Source organism: Nostoc sp. 'Peltigera membranacea cyanobiont' 210A (assembly GCF_002246015.1).
Classification (GTDB): Bacteria; Cyanobacteriota; Cyanobacteriia; order Cyanobacteriales; family Nostocaceae; genus Nostoc.
In genome coordinates this window covers 59,445-78,860 of sequence record NZ_NOLJ01000002.1, presented here as the reverse complement: position 1 = coordinate 78,860, position 19,416 = coordinate 59,445, and the positions used below count along the sequence as shown (strand labels likewise).

Annotated in this window: 17 protein-coding genes; 8 read left to right on the top strand and 9 right to left on the bottom strand. The window is 41.9% G+C overall.

What is annotated here, in order from left to right; translation table 11 throughout:
- Positions 1–55 precede the first annotated feature (55 nt).
- A complete protein-coding gene (locus CDG76_RS05215; protein WP_094348027.1) occupies positions 56–532 on the top strand; it encodes a Tic20 family protein in 477 nt (158 codons plus the stop codon).
- Positions 533–535: 3 nt separating this feature from the next.
- Here the strand turns inward: CDG76_RS05215 and CDG76_RS05210 are convergent, their stop codons facing one another.
- Positions 536–1,309, bottom strand: coding sequence for a fumarylacetoacetate hydrolase family protein (locus tag CDG76_RS05210; protein WP_094348026.1), 774 nt, complete (start codon positions 1,307–1,309; stop codon positions 536–538).
- Positions 1,310–1,691: 382 nt separating this feature from the next.
- Between CDG76_RS05210 and rpsF the strand changes: the two genes are divergently transcribed.
- Together rpsF and CDG76_RS05200 are read left to right on the top strand one after the other, a co-directional pair.
- The gene (rpsF, locus tag CDG76_RS05205; protein WP_094348025.1) at positions 1,692–2,060 is read left to right on the top strand and encodes a 30S ribosomal protein S6; all 369 of its coding nucleotides are present in this window, start codon (positions 1,692–1,694) and stop codon (positions 2,058–2,060) included.
- A 240-nt stretch (positions 2,061–2,300) separates the two neighbouring features.
- The gene (locus CDG76_RS05200; RefSeq protein WP_094348024.1) at positions 2,301–2,861 is read left to right on the top strand and encodes an Npun_F5560 family protein; all 561 of its coding nucleotides are present in this window, start codon (positions 2,301–2,303) and stop codon (positions 2,859–2,861) included.
- A gap of 483 nt (positions 2,862–3,344) precedes the next feature.
- On the opposite strand, the gene CDG76_RS05195 is transcribed toward CDG76_RS05200, so the two are convergent.
- A complete protein-coding gene (locus CDG76_RS05195) occupies positions 3,345–3,698 on the bottom strand; it encodes an STAS domain-containing protein (protein ID WP_094348023.1) in 354 nt (117 codons plus the stop codon).
- Between the two features lie 486 nt (positions 3,699–4,184).
- Between CDG76_RS05195 and CDG76_RS05190 the strand changes: the two genes are divergently transcribed.
- Positions 4,185–4,814: a DedA family protein gene (locus CDG76_RS05190; RefSeq protein ID WP_094348022.1), complete on the top strand. Its 630-nt coding sequence runs from the start codon at positions 4,185–4,187 to the stop codon at positions 4,812–4,814.
- 136 nt (positions 4,815–4,950) lie between these two features.
- On the opposite strand, the gene CDG76_RS05185 is transcribed toward CDG76_RS05190, so the two are convergent.
- Both CDG76_RS05185 and CDG76_RS05180 read right to left on the bottom strand, forming a co-directional pair.
- On the bottom strand, positions 4,951–6,153 hold the full coding sequence (locus CDG76_RS05185; RefSeq protein ID WP_094348021.1) for an argininosuccinate synthase: 1,203 nt from the start codon (positions 6,151–6,153) through the stop codon (positions 4,951–4,953).
- 809 nt (positions 6,154–6,962) lie between these two features.
- A complete protein-coding gene (locus CDG76_RS05180) occupies positions 6,963–7,724 on the bottom strand; it encodes an Npun_F0296 family exosortase-dependent surface protein (RefSeq protein ID WP_094348020.1) in 762 nt (253 codons plus the stop codon).
- 495 nt (positions 7,725–8,219) lie between these two features.
- Here CDG76_RS05180 and CDG76_RS05175 point away from each other — a divergent pair, with 495 nt between their 5' ends.
- The 4 genes from CDG76_RS05175 (at position 8,220) to CDG76_RS05160 (ending at position 13,226) form a co-directional block, all read left to right on the top strand.
- Positions 8,220–9,482 carry an anhydro-N-acetylmuramic acid kinase gene (locus tag CDG76_RS05175; RefSeq protein ID WP_094348019.1) on the top strand — a complete coding sequence of 421 codons (1,263 nt, stop codon included), beginning with the start codon at positions 8,220–8,222 and terminating at the stop codon, positions 9,480–9,482.
- 127 nt (positions 9,483–9,609) lie between these two features.
- Positions 9,610–10,056, top strand: a complete 447-nt coding sequence (locus CDG76_RS05170) for a hypothetical protein (protein WP_094348018.1) — start codon at positions 9,610–9,612, stop codon at positions 10,054–10,056.
- 224 nt (positions 10,057–10,280) lie between these two features.
- On the top strand, positions 10,281–11,294 hold the full coding sequence (locus tag CDG76_RS05165; protein WP_094348017.1) for a glycosyltransferase family 2 protein: 1,014 nt from the start codon (positions 10,281–10,283) through the stop codon (positions 11,292–11,294).
- A 375-nt stretch (positions 11,295–11,669) separates the two neighbouring features.
- On the top strand, positions 11,670–13,226 hold the full coding sequence (locus CDG76_RS05160; RefSeq protein WP_094348016.1) for a serine/threonine-protein kinase: 1,557 nt from the start codon (positions 11,670–11,672) through the stop codon (positions 13,224–13,226).
- 460 nt (positions 13,227–13,686) lie between these two features.
- Here CDG76_RS05160 and CDG76_RS05155 read toward each other — a convergent pair whose 3' ends face one another.
- The 5 genes from CDG76_RS05155 to abc-f all read right to left on the bottom strand — a co-directional run bounded on the left by CDG76_RS05155 (position 13,687) and on the right by abc-f (position 19,285).
- On the bottom strand, positions 13,687–13,884 hold the full coding sequence (locus CDG76_RS05155; protein ID WP_094348015.1) for an NblA/ycf18 family protein: 198 nt from the start codon (positions 13,882–13,884) through the stop codon (positions 13,687–13,689).
- Between the two features lie 714 nt (positions 13,885–14,598).
- On the bottom strand, positions 14,599–15,336 hold the full coding sequence (locus CDG76_RS05150) for a Stp1/IreP family PP2C-type Ser/Thr phosphatase (RefSeq protein WP_094348014.1): 738 nt from the start codon (positions 15,334–15,336) through the stop codon (positions 14,599–14,601).
- 16 nt (positions 15,337–15,352) lie between these two features.
- On the bottom strand, positions 15,353–17,038 hold the full coding sequence (locus CDG76_RS05145) for an ABC1 kinase family protein (protein WP_094348013.1): 1,686 nt from the start codon (positions 17,036–17,038) through the stop codon (positions 15,353–15,355).
- Between the two features lie 210 nt (positions 17,039–17,248).
- Positions 17,249–17,575 carry a DUF6825 family protein gene (locus CDG76_RS05140; RefSeq protein WP_094348012.1) on the bottom strand — a complete coding sequence of 109 codons (327 nt, stop codon included), beginning with the start codon at positions 17,573–17,575 and terminating at the stop codon, positions 17,249–17,251.
- Between the two features lie 96 nt (positions 17,576–17,671).
- Positions 17,672–19,285: a ribosomal protection-like ABC-F family protein gene (abc-f, locus tag CDG76_RS05135; protein ID WP_094348011.1), complete on the bottom strand. Its 1,614-nt coding sequence runs from the start codon at positions 19,283–19,285 to the stop codon at positions 17,672–17,674.
- Positions 19,286–19,416 lie beyond the last annotated feature (131 nt).

Sequence of the window (19,416 nt, the reverse complement as noted above, 5' to 3'; positions counted from 1 at the left end):
CTGCGTTATCCTAAGCTCAAGTAACTATTAAAATTTAACCACAGGAGAACGCATAATGTCTTGGCGCGGGTCTACAACAGTTTCAGATCGGATTTTTGCTTCCTTGCCTTATTTGCTTCCTCTAATTGAGGTTTTTGTATTTGGTAGATATTTGCTCTCAGAGTTTCCACCATTACAACTGCTGTTTCTGCCGCTTCTGCCATTGTTGAGAATTTACTACGGCGTGCGTTATGCAGGAATGATTATTTTCTTTGCTTTATTTTTACTGGTAGTAAGAAACGAAAAAATTAGTCACTTTATTCGTTTCAACACCATGCAAGCAATCCTTTTGGACATCATTATCTTTTTGTTTAGCATTCTAACTGATGTTGTGGGACTAGTTCCCTCCGGTGGTTTTGCCATCCAAACCCTATCCACAACCATTTTTATCGGCATAGTGGGAGCAGTCGCATATTCAGTCATCCAGTCTGTGAGCGGACGTTATGCAGAAATTCCAGCGATTTCCGATGCAGTGTATATGCAAGTGCGTTAGAAATTAACGGGTTGCTACGGTGTTTTCCAGGCGACCGATACCTTCAATTTCTACGCGGACGCGATCGCCTGGATGCAAAGCGCTTACACCCTCCGGCGTACCTGTAAGCACCAAATCACCAGGGAGTAGCGTCATCACCTGACTGATATAGGAAACTAAAACATCGGGGGAAAATACCATCCGATCGATACAGGTAGATTGGACTGGATTAGCATCGTCATTTACAAAAGTCTGCAATCTCGCTCCTGGATTTAATTCCCGAACAATCCAAGGACCCAAGGGACAGAAAGTATCAAAACCTTTGGCTCGCGTCCATTGACCATCCTGTTTTTGTAAATCCCGCGCGGTTACATCATTGGCGATGGTGTAGCCCCAAATTTTGGTTTGGGCTACCTCTGGCGTACATTCAAAGGCATAATCGCCAATCACTAAAGCTAACTCTCCTTCATAGTCAACTCTATGTGACTGTGGAGGATACTTAATTTCCCTCTCAGATGGAATAATCGACGTAGGTGGCTTAAGAAAGATTAGTGGCTCAGAAGGTACTGGAGTTCCCATTTCGGCTGCATGATCTGCATAATTCTTACCCACCGCCACAATTTTTGAGGGAGCGCAGGGAGCCAGAATTTGGTAATTTTCTGGTGTCAAAGTTAAATCAGTGGGTTGTCCATGTAACCAGGGTGGAGCATCTAGCACCTGCACATTCAGGGATAGCTGTAGTAACCCATAGTAAATCTGTCCTTCTGGATTTTGAATTCGCACGTAGCGCTGCGCCATAACCTTGATGAATATCCTTTTTTCTGCGATTAGAAGCTGTGAGCAGGTAGCGATCGTCAGTTAGCTGTTTAGCCAACCGATTGAGTCTTGAGCAAAAAAGCGATCGCTACTAAGATGCCCTTAAAGAAAGATACCCCTTAGCGAAGCTGATAGCTCAATCGATCTTGTGAAAGAAATATCGGGGTTGCCTCCCAACCTAGTTTTCATTAGGGACATCCAAAAAATCCAAACTTCGGCGATTTGGCTAATGAAACAAAATTGAAAACTGGTAAGATTATAGTTCCTTGTTGCTTCAGATGTTGATTAATACTGGCATTTTAAATAAAAGTCAGGTATAAATTAATATCAGCAGCCACTTTTGTCCATGAGGAAACTGAAAAATATGACTACAAATTACGAAACAATGTACATCCTCCGTCCTGATTTGGGAGAGGAACAGGTAGAGCAAGCGGTTACAAAATATCAGAATTTGCTTCGCGATCAAGGCGCCCAGGAGATGCAAATTCAAAATCGTGGTAAGCGCCGTCTGGCTTACGAAATCAAAAAACACCGGGATGGCATCTACATCCAATTAAACTACAGTGCGCCTGCAACTGCGATCGCCCCCTTTGAACGTGCCATGCGTTTGAGTGAAGAAGTGATTCGCTATTTGACAGTTAAGCAGGACATTGAAGAAGAAAAACCCCCTAAAGAGGAAAAAGAAAAGCCCACTAAAGTAGCTGCACCTGCACCTGCAACTGCAACAGTTTAGGAAATGGGGAGATGAGGGAGATGAGGGAGATGAGGGAGAAATAATTAATCCCCATTACCCCTTATCCCCAGAGGGGGCCCCACCATCCCCAATTCCCAATCCCCATTCAATAAAATTTTGTCTTTTTCTTTTTTCGTGACTTGTTTGGGAATGCTAAATTAACAAATACTTGCCAAAGGTAGTACTCCCGCAGTTATACCTAAGAGTGGACAAGATTCTGAATGGGAGCTTTAAGCTACTGTGAGCCAATCTGATACACCTAATATTCAAGTTCTCTCGACAGAAGTATCGCAGCTACGCCAGGAGTTGCAACTTCGCGATCAATTAGTGCAACAACTATCTCAAGAACTCTTCCGGCTGGTAAAGGGTAACACTAGTTTTATGCCCCAGCAGCCGGAATTTGAGCGCGATCTGACCCAGTTACACGCTTTACAAGAACAACTCCAAGCTGTGGAACAGCAGGTGGCGTTCTACCAAGAGCAAATTACAACTCGTGACTCCGAAATTTATCAATTGCGACAGTCAGTTCAAGAACTTACCGATCGCACTCGGATGTTGGAGCAAGTAGTACAAGAGTTGCCTCAAATTTACCGTCGGAAGTTTGAGGAGCGGATGACGCCAGTGAGAGAAAAGGTAGCAACGCTACAACGGGAAAATCGCCAACTGCAAGCAGAACTGCAAAGTGTGAGTTACCGTTTAGCACTCAAAACTCGCAATGCTAGTCACAGCGGTATTGATTTACCAAATTTTCCCCGCCCAGCATCCGAACAAACTAATATTTCGACTCCCCAGAATGCCTAAAATTACCATTATGGTGGAATCTAAGAGGTAAGAAATTGGTGCATCGAAGCATCTTGGAGGCATCCAAGTAGTAGATCGAGGCAAAAATAAGTATAGAGTTAGAAATAACGTCAAAGCTCATATTCTAACCTTTCTTACCTCCTGCTTCCTTTCACTAGTTACGCAGTATATAAAACAATTAGCTTAGAGTAATTTCAAAAATCCTGTCTTAAAAGGCTGGGGAGTATCACAAACAGTTGCATTTGCTTTGACCAATTTTAGTCATTTCTGAACTTTACTGCTTTAGGTAGATGATTATCCAATAAGCAGATTCATTCATCTGTAATTTATCCTGCCTAGCTCAAAGGCATGAGTTTCCCTTAACACTCTTCTCTAGACAAGAAATAATCTCAGCCTGCTAGCACCAGACTGTTATCTTAAGAGAATGTGAAAAAATGCAAATATTGCTTGACTCCGCCATCCTTCTATAGGTAGATTTATTAGTTAGTCTGCTAGCACCAGACTGTTATCTTTGACGGTGGTAAAAATATCTTGGTAAGTGTGAAAAATTTCAAACACTGTATCGAGTTGGGTAAGTTCCAAAATCAACCGTACAGGAGCTTGTACGTTGCATAGAACCAAGCGGCAACCACTCTGACGTGCAGCTTTTAAGCCTTTTACTAAAGGAACTAACCCAGAACTGTCCATGAAGTTAACTTCTGCTAGGTCGATAACCCAGAGTTGATAAGCTTGAGGGACTACTCCAGCCATCTGTTCGCTCAAAGCCTTACCGCCTTCCAAATCTATGCTTCCTTGGGGTTTAAACAAAATCACTTGAAGTTCTTGTGTGAAAGCCATGAATTTAACAGGGTAATTGGAACACTTGACAAAAAATTGAAAAAGACATCAATACCTCTTCTCTTTCAACGGTGAAATGACTCTTTTACCCAAATATTTGGGCAATTGCAGTCCTACCGCTGAGAGAGATTATTTCAGTATTCATGTCGTATAATTTGTGATAACTTTCATCAATATAGGCATAAGCGCCTAACAATTTCGGTATCAACCGTATCTTTTACAAGATTTTCACAATTTAAACGGATATTTATAAATTTTCTATAAAATTTTTAATCTTTTTTTAATAAATTATGAACCTGTGGTAATAATCCCAAAAATTGTATAGTTAATAGTAAAAGTTTAACAGTTACCATAGACTAAAATCTATGGATTATTCAGTATTAAACTAATGACTTAATGACTCTATGTATTAGTTTGATTGACACCCCACCCAAAAACAAGCAAAGATATAGTAAAAGTAAAAATTTGTAAAGACGGCGGTGTGGAATGTCTTTAGAGCTGATTTCACTAGAAAATATCCAGGAAGTTGCTCATAATTACGGGTATTGGGCGATTTTTTTCGGAATTTTGCTAGAAAATTTAGGCATTCCCCTTCCTGGTGAAACCGTGACCTTAGTAGGCGGGTTTTTAGCTGGTAGCGATGAACTAAATTACTGGCTGGTTCTCGGTGACGCAATCATGGGTGCTGTCATTGGTGGCACTTGTGGCTATTGGATTGGTAGAGTTAGCGGTTGGGCTTTTCTGGTAAAAGTTGGCAGCATATTTCGGATTTCTGAAGTGCGGCTGCTGAGTATTAAAGATCAATTTAGTCAAAATGCTGCTAAAGGAGTGTTTTTTGGACGTTTTTTGGCATTGTTACGAGTTTTTGCTGCACCACTAGCTGGTATAGCTGAAATGCCCTTTGGAAAATTCTTTTTATACAACTTGTTAGGAGCAGTTGCTTGGGCTAGTTTGATGGTGACATTAGCTTTTTTTGCAGGCAAAGTAGTCTCTTTAGAACAATTGGTTGCTTGGGTGGGTCAATTTGCGATCGCAGCGTTACTAATCCTCGCTGCCTTAATTATTGTGCCCCTGTGGCTGGAATCTCGCCAGGTTAAAGGTGCAGCAGAAGAGTAAGTCAAGCATAAACTAAGTGAGGAGTGAGGAGTGAGGAGTGAGGAGTAAAGTAAAAAGTGAATTTTTTTAACTTTTACTTTTGTATTTTGCTTTTTTAACTCCTAACTCCTAACTCTTAACTTTTAACTTCTAACTCTTAACCCCTAACCTGCTGTGACCAAATGCGAGTCGGTAGTCCCCAAACGTATATAAAGCCTTCAGCGGCTTTGTGGTCAAATTTGTCTTCGGCTCCGTAGGTTGCCAAATCGGGAGTGTAGAGGGAATTATCACTCGAACGCCCAACTATCGTAGAGTTGCCCTTGAACAACTTCACTCGTACAGTTCCAGAAACTCGCTCTTGTGTCTTTTGAATAAAGGCATCAAGTGCAACTTTGAGCGGACTGTACCACAAACCGTTATAAACAATTTGGCTGTAAGTTTCTTCAATCCCACGCTTGTAATGGGTGACATCTGCCGTTAAAGTCAAGCTTTCTAAATCCCTATGTGCCTGAATTAGCACCAACATCGCGGGTGATTCGTAGATTTCCCGCGACTTGATCCCCACCAGACGGTTTTCAATCATATCGATCCGTCCGATGCCATGATTTCCTACCGCCTGATTGAGTTCTTCAATTAGCTCAACTGGCTTTTTGGCTATACCGTTGAGGGTTGTGGGAATACCACCGTGGAAACCAATTTCGATGTACTCTGGCTCGTTGGGAGTGTTAGCGATCGCTTTGGTCATCTCATAAATTTCTTCTGGTGGCTCAAATGAGGGATCTTCGAGTAAACCAGCTTCAATGCTACGACCGAGCAAATTCTTATCAATACTATAGGGAGAGGATTTTTTGACTGGTGAGGGGATACCAAACTTTTCACCATAGGCGATCGTTTCTTCACGGCTCATCCCCCATTCTCTGGCTGGTGCGAGGATCTTCAGGTTGGGGTTTAAGGCGGTGACAGAGACATCAAAGCGAACCTGATCGTTGCCTTTGCCTGTACAACCGTGAGCGATCGCATCAGCACCATATTTTTCGGCTGTTTCTACTAATACCTTGGCAATCAGTGGACGAGCAAGAGCGGTTCCTAGAGGATAACGATTTTCATAAAGGGCATTGGCTTGAATCGCTCCAAAGGCGTAATCTTTAACGAAGCTGTCTTTGACATCCGCCACTAGGGATTCACTTGCACCCGATTTCAGAGCTTTTTCTCTGATTGGCTCTAATTCATCTCCCTGACCTAAATCTGCTGCTAGGGTAATCACCTCTTCCACACCCCACTCCTGTTTGAGGTAGGGGATGCAAACTGAGGTATCCACTCCGCCAGAATATGCCAGGACAACCTTTTTGGCGCGACCCATTAATTTCTCCAGTTAGGACAACAAAGAATGAGTCATTATTATATCTAAACTAATGCATGTATATTTTATTCATGCAACAACCTGTAGGAAGATTTAGGAGTTAAGAGTCAGAATTACAGTTTACTCTTAATCCAGTTCGGTTAAGCTCTAAGCAGTATTGAGTATATAGCCATTTTCAATCCGGTGAGGTACAGGTATACAAATAGACCTAACCCCCTAACCCCCTTCCCGAAGCGGGAAGGGGGAACAATTCAAAGCCTCTCTCCTTTTAGGAGAGAGGTTTGGAGAGAGGTCAAAATTGTACTTCACGCTTGTCGAGAACCGCTATACCTTTTGCAAAAATGTAAAACTTGCCCACCCTGTGGGATCTTGCTACATCCCCCAACCGCTTTTCCCAAAATTGAGATCGGGGGAGCTAATTTCAAAGTCCCTCTCCCAAGCTTGGGAGAGGAATTTAGGGTGAGAGCTTTTGATTCATACAAAAAGTCTAGTTAAAGAAAATTTTTCTACAGCTTGCTACGCGTAGCATTGACTGTAGAAGAAGGCACGATTATAAATTAATACAGTTCAGATGAGACCAAAACCCTCATGTAGAGACGCGATTTATCGCGTCTTGAAAGACCAATTATTTACATACACCAATAGCCCTTAGCTAAACCGTATTAGATTATTAATGGCAAAAGGATTAGGGCGAGTTTACCTAAGTAAGCTCACCCTGATTTGTATTTAATATTAACTAAGTTTTGAAATGCTTGTACAGACTAAGGGTAGAGTGTAGAGAAAATCTTACTGAGCAAAGATTGATATATTTAATGAGATTGCCTTACACTTTGCAACTTCTCGTTCTTCCGCTTGCGTAGAAACATACCACCTACAGCCAGCATACCTAATGTAATACTAGGCTCAGGAACAGATTTAGGATCAAAACCTGTAAATTTGTCAGTTCCTAGATGGAAAGAATGGTTGTCGCTTTCAAATCCACCACCACCGGCTTGGGTAATGACAATCTTGTTGAAAATATCGTTGCTACTATCTGAGTAGAAGTGAAGGTAACCATTTCCTTCACCGCCATGCTGTGATGCACGAATTGGAGCAACTGGGTTCACATCCTCAGTTGTAAATGATTTGATTAGATTATCGCCATTGTAGAAGGAAAAAACGTTACCAGAACTAATAGCTCCCCAGTCAATACCGAAATAATTGAGGGAACTTGCAAGGTTAATTGTGACATTATCGCCGTTGAAAACTGCCAAATACTTCCCATTATTGACCTCACCATTTGCCCCAGCAGGTGCCCATACATCTGACCTCACACTGCTGCTTCCACTGTTATTCTCAAATGAATATTTAGCAAAACCAGTGGTTGGTGCTTGACCATTATTGAAGTTAACAGTTGTCGTACCTGGAAGTTGAGTAAACTCAGAAAAAGCACCTTGGTCAGTTTCTCCATTAGGACCTGCAATGCCAGTGGTTATTTGGAAGGATATAGCCTGGGCAGAACCTGCATAGATAAATGAGGAGATTGCAGATAGAGATAGAGCAGCGATACAAGCAATTTTTGTAAGAGACATAATTTTGAAATTCTGTATTTTTAATTGTTGAAAAGTTAATTGTGCGACTTGGATTCATTATGTAGTGTCTTCTAGAAGAAACAATAGGATGAAACTACTGGGTTTGTATTTATTGAAAAACTCCTAAATTTAGCCAATAATTTGCCCTGTTTTTGAACATAAATGAGTAGTTTCACTTGCCGGGAAAGTGGATAGGATATCTGTTCTTTATCTGAAGATAAAAAAGTTGTGAAGTTAGCTAGTATATATCAAGAATTTGTATCTTCGGATGTTGTCCTGATTAAGGATCAATCAAGATAATAAACAAAACTATTTGAAATTCTTTGTTTGCTGATAAATAGAAATAGATTCGTGGTCATTGCTATTGGTTTTGAGATTCTTCCCTCGCTCTATTTACTTTTTCTTTTGTAGCCAACTATGCAACTTGAGTGTTTTGACATAGTTAGTAACATGAATTAAACTAAACTCTTGCAACCAACAAAAGAATCTCGATCGATGCATCCACCTGAAAAAGCTGTTGTCCCTACTCGCGTTATTGGTTTAATTAGTGGCACATCCGTAGATGGCATAGACGCTGCGTTGGTAGAGATTTCCGGCACAGAATTGGATCTCAAAGTTGAGTTGCTAGCCGGGGCAACATATCCTTATCCAGCCCAACTTAGAGAAAGAATATTAGCAGTTGGTGCAGGCGTTGCCATCTCAATGGCAGAATTAGCGGAAATAGATGATGCGATCGCTCAAGTCTTTGCCCAAGCCGCCCAAAATATTCAAATTGGTCATCAGCCAGCCACTCTCATTGGTTCCCACGGTCAAACGGTTTATCATCGACCACCCAAAGGGGGAGCAGGGGGAGCAGGGGAGCAGGGGAGCAGGGGGAGAGAAATGCTCGCTACCCACGGGCTAAACCCTAGCTATCCGTTAACAGCACTGGGCAGTCCCTTGGGTTACAGTCTTCAACTAGGGCGAGGTGCATTAATTGCCCATCTTACGAACATTGCGACTGTGAGCAACTTCCGCGTTGCTGATATTGCTATTGGTGGTCATGGTGCGCCTCTTGTGCCCAGAGTAGATGCTTATTTACTCAGTCATCCCCAGGAGGGGCGTTGTATTCAAAATATTGGTGGTATTGGCAATGTTGCCTATATTCCGCCTCGGCATGGAGACTGGCTCTCAAAAATTCTTGCTTGGGATACTGGCCCAGGAAATAGTCTGTTGGATCTAGCGGTGGAGCATTTAAGCGGTGGTGCTAAAACTTATGATGAAGATGGCAACTGGGCAGCGAGTGGTACTCCTTGTCATCCATTAGTAGAACAATGGCTCAACCAAGACTACTTTCATTTACCGCCACCCAAATCCACTGGACGCGAATTATTTGGTGTGACTTACTTGCATGAGTGTTTAAAAGATGCTCAAGCATACCAACTCAATCCTGCTGACGTACTGGCAACTCTCACAGAACTTACAACTGCTTCAATTTTTCATAGTTACCGCACTTTTTTGCCAGAAATGCCACAACGAGTACTATTATGTGGTGGTGGTAGTCGCAATCTCTATTTGAAACAAAGGTTACAGTTGTTGTTGGAATCAATACCAGTCTCGACAACAGATGAAGTCGGCTTGAGTGCAGATTTTAAAGAAGCGATCGCCTTCGCGGTTTTAGCCTATTGGCGACATTTGGGTATTCCTGGCAACCTACCTACTGCCACAGGTGCACCTCAAGAAGTACTTTTGGGAGAAATTCACCAAGTTCAATCCTGAATTCTGAGTCAGGAACAATAAACAAGATAAAAAATTTCTTCATTCTTCACTCGCAACTCAGCACTCGTAACTTAGCACTGCTATAACTATAGTCTTGGCAGCACTCGAGCAAGACAGGGAATAAAAGGTGGCTCATACTTTTTTATTGGAACCAGGACGCTGGGCAATGGAAGGAAATTGGCTAGAACGTAATGGTATGCCAATCAGCGTCAAGGGTATGACCTTGGTCGCTTGGAATCGAGATAACTGGTTTACTATGGCCACAAAACTGATTTTCCCAGGTAGCGATCGCTCTGAAATCTCTCTGCAATATAAAGGGCGGTTGCATGATGGAGAGCGTCAGTATACTTTTTTACTACAACATAATATTTTGGGGCAGGTTGAAGGCGAAGGCTGGATTGGTCTGGATACTATTGTACAGCGTTACTGGGTACTAGGCGATCGTCAGCGTCGTAGTGGCTTTGAAACCCTACACCGGATTTCGCAAGATACATATTACCTCAGTAGTGGTATCTTAGCTGGTCATTTTTTGACTAACACAATGGAAGCTAGCCTAGAGCGTCAGTCAGCTTAAAAGCAGTGCTGCCTCAGCGCTTTGCTGTTCTTCTAAGCTAAAAACCGCCGTTCAAAAACTCTGGCAACGCATTGGTTTGCCAACGCCTAATATGTCCTGCCCAACTTTAACCACTCATCGTTTATTCTCACTGACCGACTGAGTTGTATAGTAAAAAAGAAATGATCAAATTATGGTCAGGATTTTAGTATTTTACCTAACCATGTAGTCAGGAGTTCAGTTTCGTGAATCCTAAAGTCTCCGTTATTATCCCTGCTTACAATACTGAAAGTTATATTGGGAAGGCAATAGAGTCAGCCTTAGAGCAAACACTCACTGACATTGAAGTTATCATAGTCGATGATGGCTCAAGTGATAAAACTGTAGAAGTCGCTAAAAGTTTCACCGATCAACGTCTCAAAGTGATAGTTAATCAGCAAAATCTTGGAGCGGCGGCGGCACGTAATCGCGCCTTCAGAGCAGCCCAAGGAGAATGGATTGCTGTACTTGATTCAGATGATTGGTATGCTCCCGAAAGATTGGAAAAGCTTGTATCTCTGGCAAATAAAACAAATGCAGACATGATTGCTGATGATGTTTATTTTATCAAAGACGGTACAACATCTCCTTGGAGTACATTGATTCAAGAAAGTGGAGAACGTATAGATAAAATCTTCCAAATTGATATCGTTTATTTTGTAGAAACTGATGTCTTCGGTGAACCAGGATTGCATCTTGGTCTAAGCAAGCCTCTATTCAAACGAGAATTCCTGCTTAAACACGGCATTGAGTACGATGATGAAATCAGGATGGGTCAAGATTTTTGGCTTGATATGAAATGCTTAATTAAAGGAGCTAGGTTTTTTATTGAACCAAAACCCTATTATTTCTACCGTTCACGCCCTGGTTCTCTTGTATATCAAAGCCAATTACCACGTCTCAATCAATCTTGCAAAGCTGCTATCTATTTCATGCAACAAGACATTGTGAAAAAAAATCCTGCTCTAATGCGTGCTCTATCTTATAATCTCTCAGTCTATAAGAAAAATCTAGCTTATCTTCAAGTTGTAGAACCCATAAAACAAGGAAAATGGTTAACAGCATTCACAGAAATTAGGAAAAATCCCGGTTTCTTTTATGATTTTATGTCCCGACTCAATAGTATTATCGAACGTCGAATTCAATACTATGTGATGAATAATAAATCAAGTTTTGATATATATCCTAACCAACAGAAAAAACGAAAAACTACCACTTAGGATATTACAGTTTTATCAATAAATAATGCATCCTTACATAGTAAGAATTAGCTGGAAGGTTAAAAAGATTGTTAGGTAATCAGAAAATGTTTTAAAACTATTGGGCGAATATAATTCGCTATTACACAAACAAAGCCTACCTCCTTGGACTAATGCGAATTTAAAGGTTTGTTAACCGTACAAAGGTAGGTAAGGTTTCGTGTAGCCAAACTAGCGCCGTCTTCTCCCAATACAAAGCAACGTCTCGTAGAGAAGAGGAGATGCTAAGAGTGATAGCGCATTAGTCAAAATTGGGCAAACTAAAACTACACCACAATTTTTGAATGCACTTGTCCTCCCAAACATTTACAACCTGCTTTTGGAGTCGAATTTTCTATGTCAGACCCCAACATTGGTCGCTTACTCAGCAAACGCTACCAACTCCAAGAGTTAATCGGTACTGGAGCAATGGGTCGGGTTTATCGTGCTAAAGATACATTGTTGGGAGGTGTACCTGTTGCGGTTAAGTTTCTGGCTCTATCAATCCAAAATGAAAAGATGCGATTGCAAGACCGCTTTGAGCGAGAAGCAAAAACCTGTGCTTTATTAGGGCAAAAAAGTATCCATATTGTCCGAGTTATGGACTATGGCGTAGATGACAATAATACCCCGTTCTACGTCATGGAATACTTACAAGGACAAAGCCTGAACAATATTATTCGCAAGCAACGATTACCTTTAGCAAGATTCCTCAGTATGGCGCGTCAACTCAGCCTGGGGTTACAGTGCGCCCATGATGGCATCCCGGTTGATGGCATTATTTGCCCAATTATCCATCGTGATGTCAAGCCAAGCAATATGCTGGTGATTCAAGATCCCAGTTTTGGAGAATTGGTCAAAGTTCTAGATTTTGGTATTGCTAAGTTATTACAGTCAGATGGCGACCATACAAAATTTTATTTGGGGACATTGGCTTACTCTTCTCCCGAACAGATGGAGGGTAAGGAATTAGACAACCGTGCTGATATTTATAGTTTGGGCGTCATGATGTTTGAGATGCTCACAGGCAAAATGCCACTGGTGGCACCAACTCACTCTTTTGGTGCGTGGTATAAAACACATCACTATCAAAAACCACGTTCTTTTGCTGAGGCTGCGCCTGGATTAGAACTACCAAAAGAAATTGAAAATTTGGTGATGAGTTGTCTAGCTAAAAAAGCAGGCGATCGCCCCCAAAGTATTACTGAAATCCTCAGAGTTTTAGCATCTTTAGAAAAGCCTGAGCATACACGCAAAATTCAGCAAGCCAGCCATCATGCCCTAGTTCCTACTACTACAGCTAGCACCGAGCTTGAACAAAAGACCAAAGCCGATTTGCGGGTATCCTGGTCAAACGATGAAATCGCTCGTGCCATTTCCTGGCCCAAAAATAAACCAATTGCCGATATTGTGTTTCCCCAGCCCATTCAGACCAATGGGGAGGTTTTACCAGCTTTGTGGGTGATGCTACCGCAAGAGGAAATTCAAAAACGCTTACTCTGTACGCGCTATAACCAATTTCTGTTCATCTCTATCCCCCATCCCATGCTGCTATGGATTACTGTCATCTACAATCGCAAGCATGGCGCTAAATGGTTGCCTTATTACCTCGATCTCAAAACCAGCCTTGGTCAAGAAATTGCTCGGTTACTACAGCACACAGGTTACTACCGCCTCTTATTCTTTGCCCGAGAAGCACCAAATAGCTGTACCCACATCTTACTTTCCAGCGTCGCTTCTGCCCAGCGGCAACGACTGCAAGAGTGGGTCGCAATGAGCAATTCGTTGATGTCCTCTGCCGACCCGCAAATTAGTAAAAGTTTACTCAAAAACGAGTACGAAAAGATTAAGCCTCAGATTATAACAAAACTGGAAAGTATTGATACAGATTCTCCATACGATCTTTCCAGCTAGGCATAATTTCTTTATGTTACGTGTTTTATAGGTGGTCGCTCCCAGAATGTAACGTTTTATAAACAAAAGATATATAAAGATGTAACTTCTAGTTATATGTATAAAGAGTGAAATCACTAAGCTGCTAAAGCAGTGGTATCCGAATTATCTCTAAATCTTCCTGTGCAAAGATTCCAGTAAATTGTCAATTTATGCAGGTGTGATTCCCCCGCTAGACGAAACAACAAGAAGTTTGGCTAAAGCAAACAACGGATTTAGCTTGCAATGCTAAAGTTAGTCTAGACTTCAGCAGATATGCCGTAGACAATGTTTACTCATTCTTGGTTAATTTCGTGAATTGAACTTTTGCATCATCTTGTGGAATTACTTATCGAAGTTGACGCCCCGACATCCCCAGCTCTTTTCCTCCTTGGAACCAAAGCAAGAGAAGGAGGTCGCCCACTGCGACATTAGAACGACTCTATGCCATAGTGGAACCTGAATCTAAGCCCCACTGATGCTTCAGAAGTTCTTGATAAGTTGCCTCGCGCACGACCATTTGCTCATAGAGCTTTACTAAAAAGTCTTTAGCTTGCTCGTGGCTCATATTCTGCACCTGAGTGGAAAATGAGCAGATGCTGAATTGCTGTTCCAAGGATAGTTTCATTGGTTGATTCATAAATTTACTCCGAAAAAACAACGCGTAAAGGTGATATCGCTCACAGAAGTCCAAATGGGATAATATTTGGACTTATATCTGTCCAACATTTGTTCCTCCGTATTACGAAAGATAACAATTGTTTGACAGATTGCCCACATCCAAAGTGTGGACTTTTTCTGCTCTGATATCTTGCACCTAATCCTACTGATATACCACCCAAGTCAGCTGAACCATATTCCGGAAAATAAGGTCTATTTGGTCTTAGATAGGTATAACTACTTCCCTAATTCCTTTCTGCTTTGCACAAATCTCCTTTAAAGAAAATATTTAGTGCTATGCAAAACCCGTCTTAGTCTTGTGTTTAAAAAGCCTAAGATGTTGTCTCCCCAAGCGTGGAAGAAGCTTCGGAGGACAGAAATTTTAAGGAGGTTGGGGAATTAATGGTAATAAGCGTGAATTATAGTCGCTTTACCTTATTACGTGCAAGATGTCAATTTACCAATTTATACAAATTTAGCCTCTTTAGGTCATTTTAGAGGCTAAAAATATTTGTATCAAATTGTAAAAAGGAAAAATGCTCACGCTGAACAAATTACTGAGTATATTTACCAGATTTTTCCTTTGTCCTACCCTGCGGGTACTCCTTCGGAGAACTCGTAGAGTAGCCGCTGGCGCGTCTATGTCCTTAGTCATATTGTTTAAAGTTACTAAGCATCGACTAATGACTAATAATTAATGACTATTTTCTTCAAGCGAGACGATGACAACTGTGATGTTATCGTGCCCTCCATGCTCTTTGGCAGCCTCAACAAGAGAGATGGCGGCTTTATCAAGCCAAGGACTATTTTGGAGGCAGTTAGCAATCTTCTGCTCGACAAGTTCTTCTGTAAGACCATCACTACATAACAGCAAGCGATCGCCAACTTTTACATCTAGTGGTTGCACATCAATTTGATGCAAGTCTTCGCGCCCCAAACAGCGCGATAATACATGACGAAAAGGATGTAATCGTGCTTCATCTAAGGTGATGTCACCAATTTTGATTGCTCGTGCTACCCAAGTGTGGTCTTCCGTTACCTGTTCTAAGTGCGACTCTCGGAAGCGATACAGCCGGGAATCGCCAACATGAGCGCACCAAGGCGACTCTGGAGAGCGAAAAATCACTGCTACAACTGTTGTCCCCATGTCGGCGCGTTCGGGATGATTTTGCTGATCCTGCAAAATTGCTTCATTGGCACCCCACAAAGCTTGCTCTAGCAACTCTTGAGATGACTTAGAAGTTTCCCAATTTGCTACCAAATACGCCTGAATTTCTCCAGTAGCAATCCGACTTGCCTCCTCACCTCCGGCATGACCACCCATGCCATCGGCGACAACAAAAAACCGCCCTTCTGGGTCTATATAGTAGGCATCCTGATTATTAGAACGAATAAGTCCCGGATCGCTAAAACCCGTGAAATTAAGTTTCATAATTTTTTTGCAACAATTAATACATACGATCGTAACGGTCGAGGCGTAAAAGTAATCGGATCATGATCGCTGAAAGCGCCGCTGCAATTAAACCAGGCAGCAGTGCCAACCATACATAATCCTTAACCACTAAAATAGTAGCTGAAAGCGTGAAACCGCTGATTAACAGAGCATAGCTTATTGAGAGCTGAATACTACTCTGTCGCCGCAGCAGGCGTTCGGTTTCTATAGACCGAACGCGCAAGCGCATGTCTCCCTGCTCTAGCTTCTCCAGTGTATCCTCTAATCTACGTGGTAGACCAAAGGCAGTACTACTTACCTGAGCTGCTTGGCGACTTAATTCGTTAAGAAAGCTATTCCCCTCAGAACCATTCATATCAGTCATAAGTTGCATTGCATACGGTTTGGCAACTTCCATAAAGTTAAACTCTGGATCTAAGCCTTTGCCTACCCCTTCTAAGGTAGAAAAGGCTCGCATCACAAAAGTGAAAGTTGCTGGAAATCTAAATGGCTGATTATAAGCTATTTCGTAAAGGTCGTCACTGATTGCCGCGACTGATTGGTTTTCAAAGGGCTTATCCATGAAATGATCGAGCATGTACTGCACGGAACGCCGTACTGGTCCTATATCATCCGTTGGGGCGATCGCGCCTAAATCGATCAGAGACTGGACAACGCGATCGCCGTCTTTTTGGGCAATACCAAACAGGGTTTGCATCAATCCTTCGCGGACATTGGCTTTAATCCGCCCCATCATGCCAAAATCGTAGAATATTAAAGCCCCACTTCCACTAACGGCAATATTGCCTGGGTGGGGATCAGCGTGAAAAAAGCCACTATTGAGCAACTGAATTAAATAGGCTTGAGCGCCTTGACGAGCGATCGCTTTTCGATCTAAACCCGCTGCTTCTAAAGCTTCATATTGGCTAATTTTAATTCCAGGGAGATATTCTAAAGTCAGCACTCTGGAAGTAGCGTAACGCCAGTATATTCTGGGGACGTTCACCCAATCGTAGCCCCGAAAGTTACGGCGAAAAGTATCAGCGTTACGACCTTCGTTAAGATAATCAATTTCTTCCCAAAGAATGCGACAACATTCTTCATAAATACCCAACCAATCGCGTCCCCGTCCCCATTTGGGATGGTTTTGAAAGTAGCGGGTAATTCCTTTGAGAATCTGTAAATCTATTTCAAATAACTTCTTTAGTCCAGGACGTTGCACCTTGACAACAACTGATTCTCCACTATGTAGTACAGCTTTGTGTACTTGCCCCAAGCTAGCAGCAGCTAAGGGAATAGGTTCAAAATTATGGAAAAGTTCAGGAATTTTCTTGCCTAGTTCTTTCTCAACGATCGCTTCTACTTGCTCATAGCTAAATGCCGGTACTTTGTCTTGTAACTTGGCTAGTTCTTCTACATATTCACCAGGGAATATATCTGCACGGGTAGAAAACAGTTGCCCAACTTTGATAAAGGTTGGCCCTAAATCTAGTAGAGTACTGCGAATCCAGACCGCTTGGGTTTTGCGTCTTGCGGCTTGCTTTACATCAGTCACACCACCTGGATAACTCCAAGATTTGTTGTATAGCCAAAGTTTGAACAATAAGGTCAAGACAAAAGACCAAATGTCCACAAAACGCCGTTTGCTAGAGTATTTTTCCCGATTCCAACGGTATGCCTTCTCTGAATAACCTTGTTCCATATACTTTGTTTACCGTTGGTTTGCGACCGAATCACTTGGAAGAAAAGACACTCTGATTCCTAAACTGTTTTTTTCTTAAGTGTCCTTTGTCATTTGTCCTACCCTGCGGGTACTCCTTCGGAGAACTCGTAGAGTAGCCGCTGGCGCGTCTATGTCATTTGTACATAATTTTTTACCAATGACTAATGACTAATGACTAATGACTAAAATTTATGCAGAAGCTCGGCGATAATGTTGCAATTCTGTTCGTAACAGGGCAATTTCTGCTCTTAATTCGTCAATATCTGCTTGCAAGTCACCGGAATCAGAACTGGCTTGCCCACTACTTGCAGTAGCTTCACCAGCATTAGCTGATTCTGCTGCCCGATTTGCCCGCTCTAGGACTTCTTCTGTAAACTGGCGCAGCTGCTCTCTAGCTTCTGCATCAAATTTGCCCAGATCGCTCAAAGCATCGGTCAAGGCGACCTCTAAACGCTCATTAACTACTTCTGCTACCGCTCTGCCTACGAAAAAGGCTTGCACAAGGGGATTACTCATAAATTTTTGTTACGTTGCACCGCAAGAGAATTATAACTTGCCTGTATGCTTTGCGGCTTCTATTGTTGAGCTAGAAATTTACATGAGGCGATCGCTTTATTGATCGCATTCCAGCAACTCTCGATAATATTGCTCTGGTGTACTCGGTAAATAAGTTGTCATTTGCAAAGTTTGTTCCCTCAATTTGAAACCTTGGGTAATGTTAATCCGGCTGAGGAAATCGATATCGTGTGAAATTACCCAAAGCGTTCCTTGGTAATCATTGATACCTACTACCATTTGTTCAACAGTTTCAATATCCAGGTTATTAGTTGGCTCATCGAGAATCAACAGATCGATTTCTGAGATACTAATCATAGCGATCGCTAATCTTGCTAATTCACCTCCACTCAATACAGAAGCGCTTTTGTGAACGCGATCATATTTAAAGAGAAAGTGTCCTAGTTGTTGACGCAAAAGCTGATAACTGAGATTAGGATTGGCAGCTTGCATATTTTCCAGAATTGTGTATCGGCGATTTATCAATTCATAGGTTTGATCGAGATATACAGCTTTCATCGCTGGTGTGAGCAAAACTTCACCTGATTCTAAAACCGCCGTTTGGTTTTCCATCCCCAAAATTGCTTTGACCAAACTCGATTTACCAGAACCGTTTGCGCCGATCATGGCTATGCGATCGCCAGATGATATATGCAGTTGAATATTTTGAATCAATAGACGCTCTGATATCCTAAGATTTGTACCCTGGATATTAATTAGATTTCGGCGCTTTTGATTTTTTTCTTCTAGCTGAATACTTGTTACTTTCGTAGTTTTGATCTTCGTCTCTGCAACCTTTTGATTAGCCTTTGCTACTGCTGCTTCATGTTTCTTCTTCGCAGTTCCGGTAGACACTTCAGCTTTGGTTTTAATCAGTCCTGCGGCCATTCTATCAATACTACCATTTAGAAACTTGGCGCGACCGTTGCGATTAGATTGGGCTGCGCGTTGCTGTTCTTGCATCGCTGTGGCTTGGGTACGTTTGAGTTCCTTTCTGGCGGCTTCGTGCGATCGCAATGCTACCTCTAACTCTATTTCTTTCTGTTCTCGATAGTGTGAGAAATTACCGCCATATACTTTCACGCCAGCAGGTGTAAGTTCCCAGGTGAAATCTGTCACTTGATCTAAGAAAAAAGGCTTATGCGAGACAATTACAAAAGCACCCGTAAAATCTTGAAGAAACTGCTTTAAGCTTTCTAACGCTTGCAAATCCATGTGATTTGTTGGCTCATCAAGTAATAGCAAGTTTGGTTCTTGAGCTAAACCGATTGCCAGAAATAGTTTAGTAAGTTCTCCACCACTCAAGTTAGTAATTGGTAGTGAAAGGTCAAGGTTGGTGTGAAATTGTGTTTGTAAAATCTCCTCAATATTCCACCATTCATCAGAGATAGAAATCAAAAAATTAAGCACTGTCTCTGCTGTAATTTCTTGTCTGATAGTGCTGATCTGTGGCAAATAATAGACCATACCATGACGCAAAACTGAGCCTGTATTGGGGCTGAGTTGACTTGCAAGTATCTTGAGTAGGGTTGATTTTCCTATTCCGTTGCGACCAACTAAAGCAATGCGATCGCCCGCCTCAATACTCACATGAATTCCTTGAAATAAAGTTCTATCTATGCTGAGATTATAGGCTAAATTCTCAGCTAATAATATTGATTTTTTCGGCATTTTTTTCAAACCTCAATTCGCAAAATCCACCCGCGTATTTACAAAAGCTGTGGGTAGATTAGACTTAAAAAAACTCAGCCGCAGACACTCGTCAAGCGGTTCTATGTAGATAGGAGTGATGACAATATTTT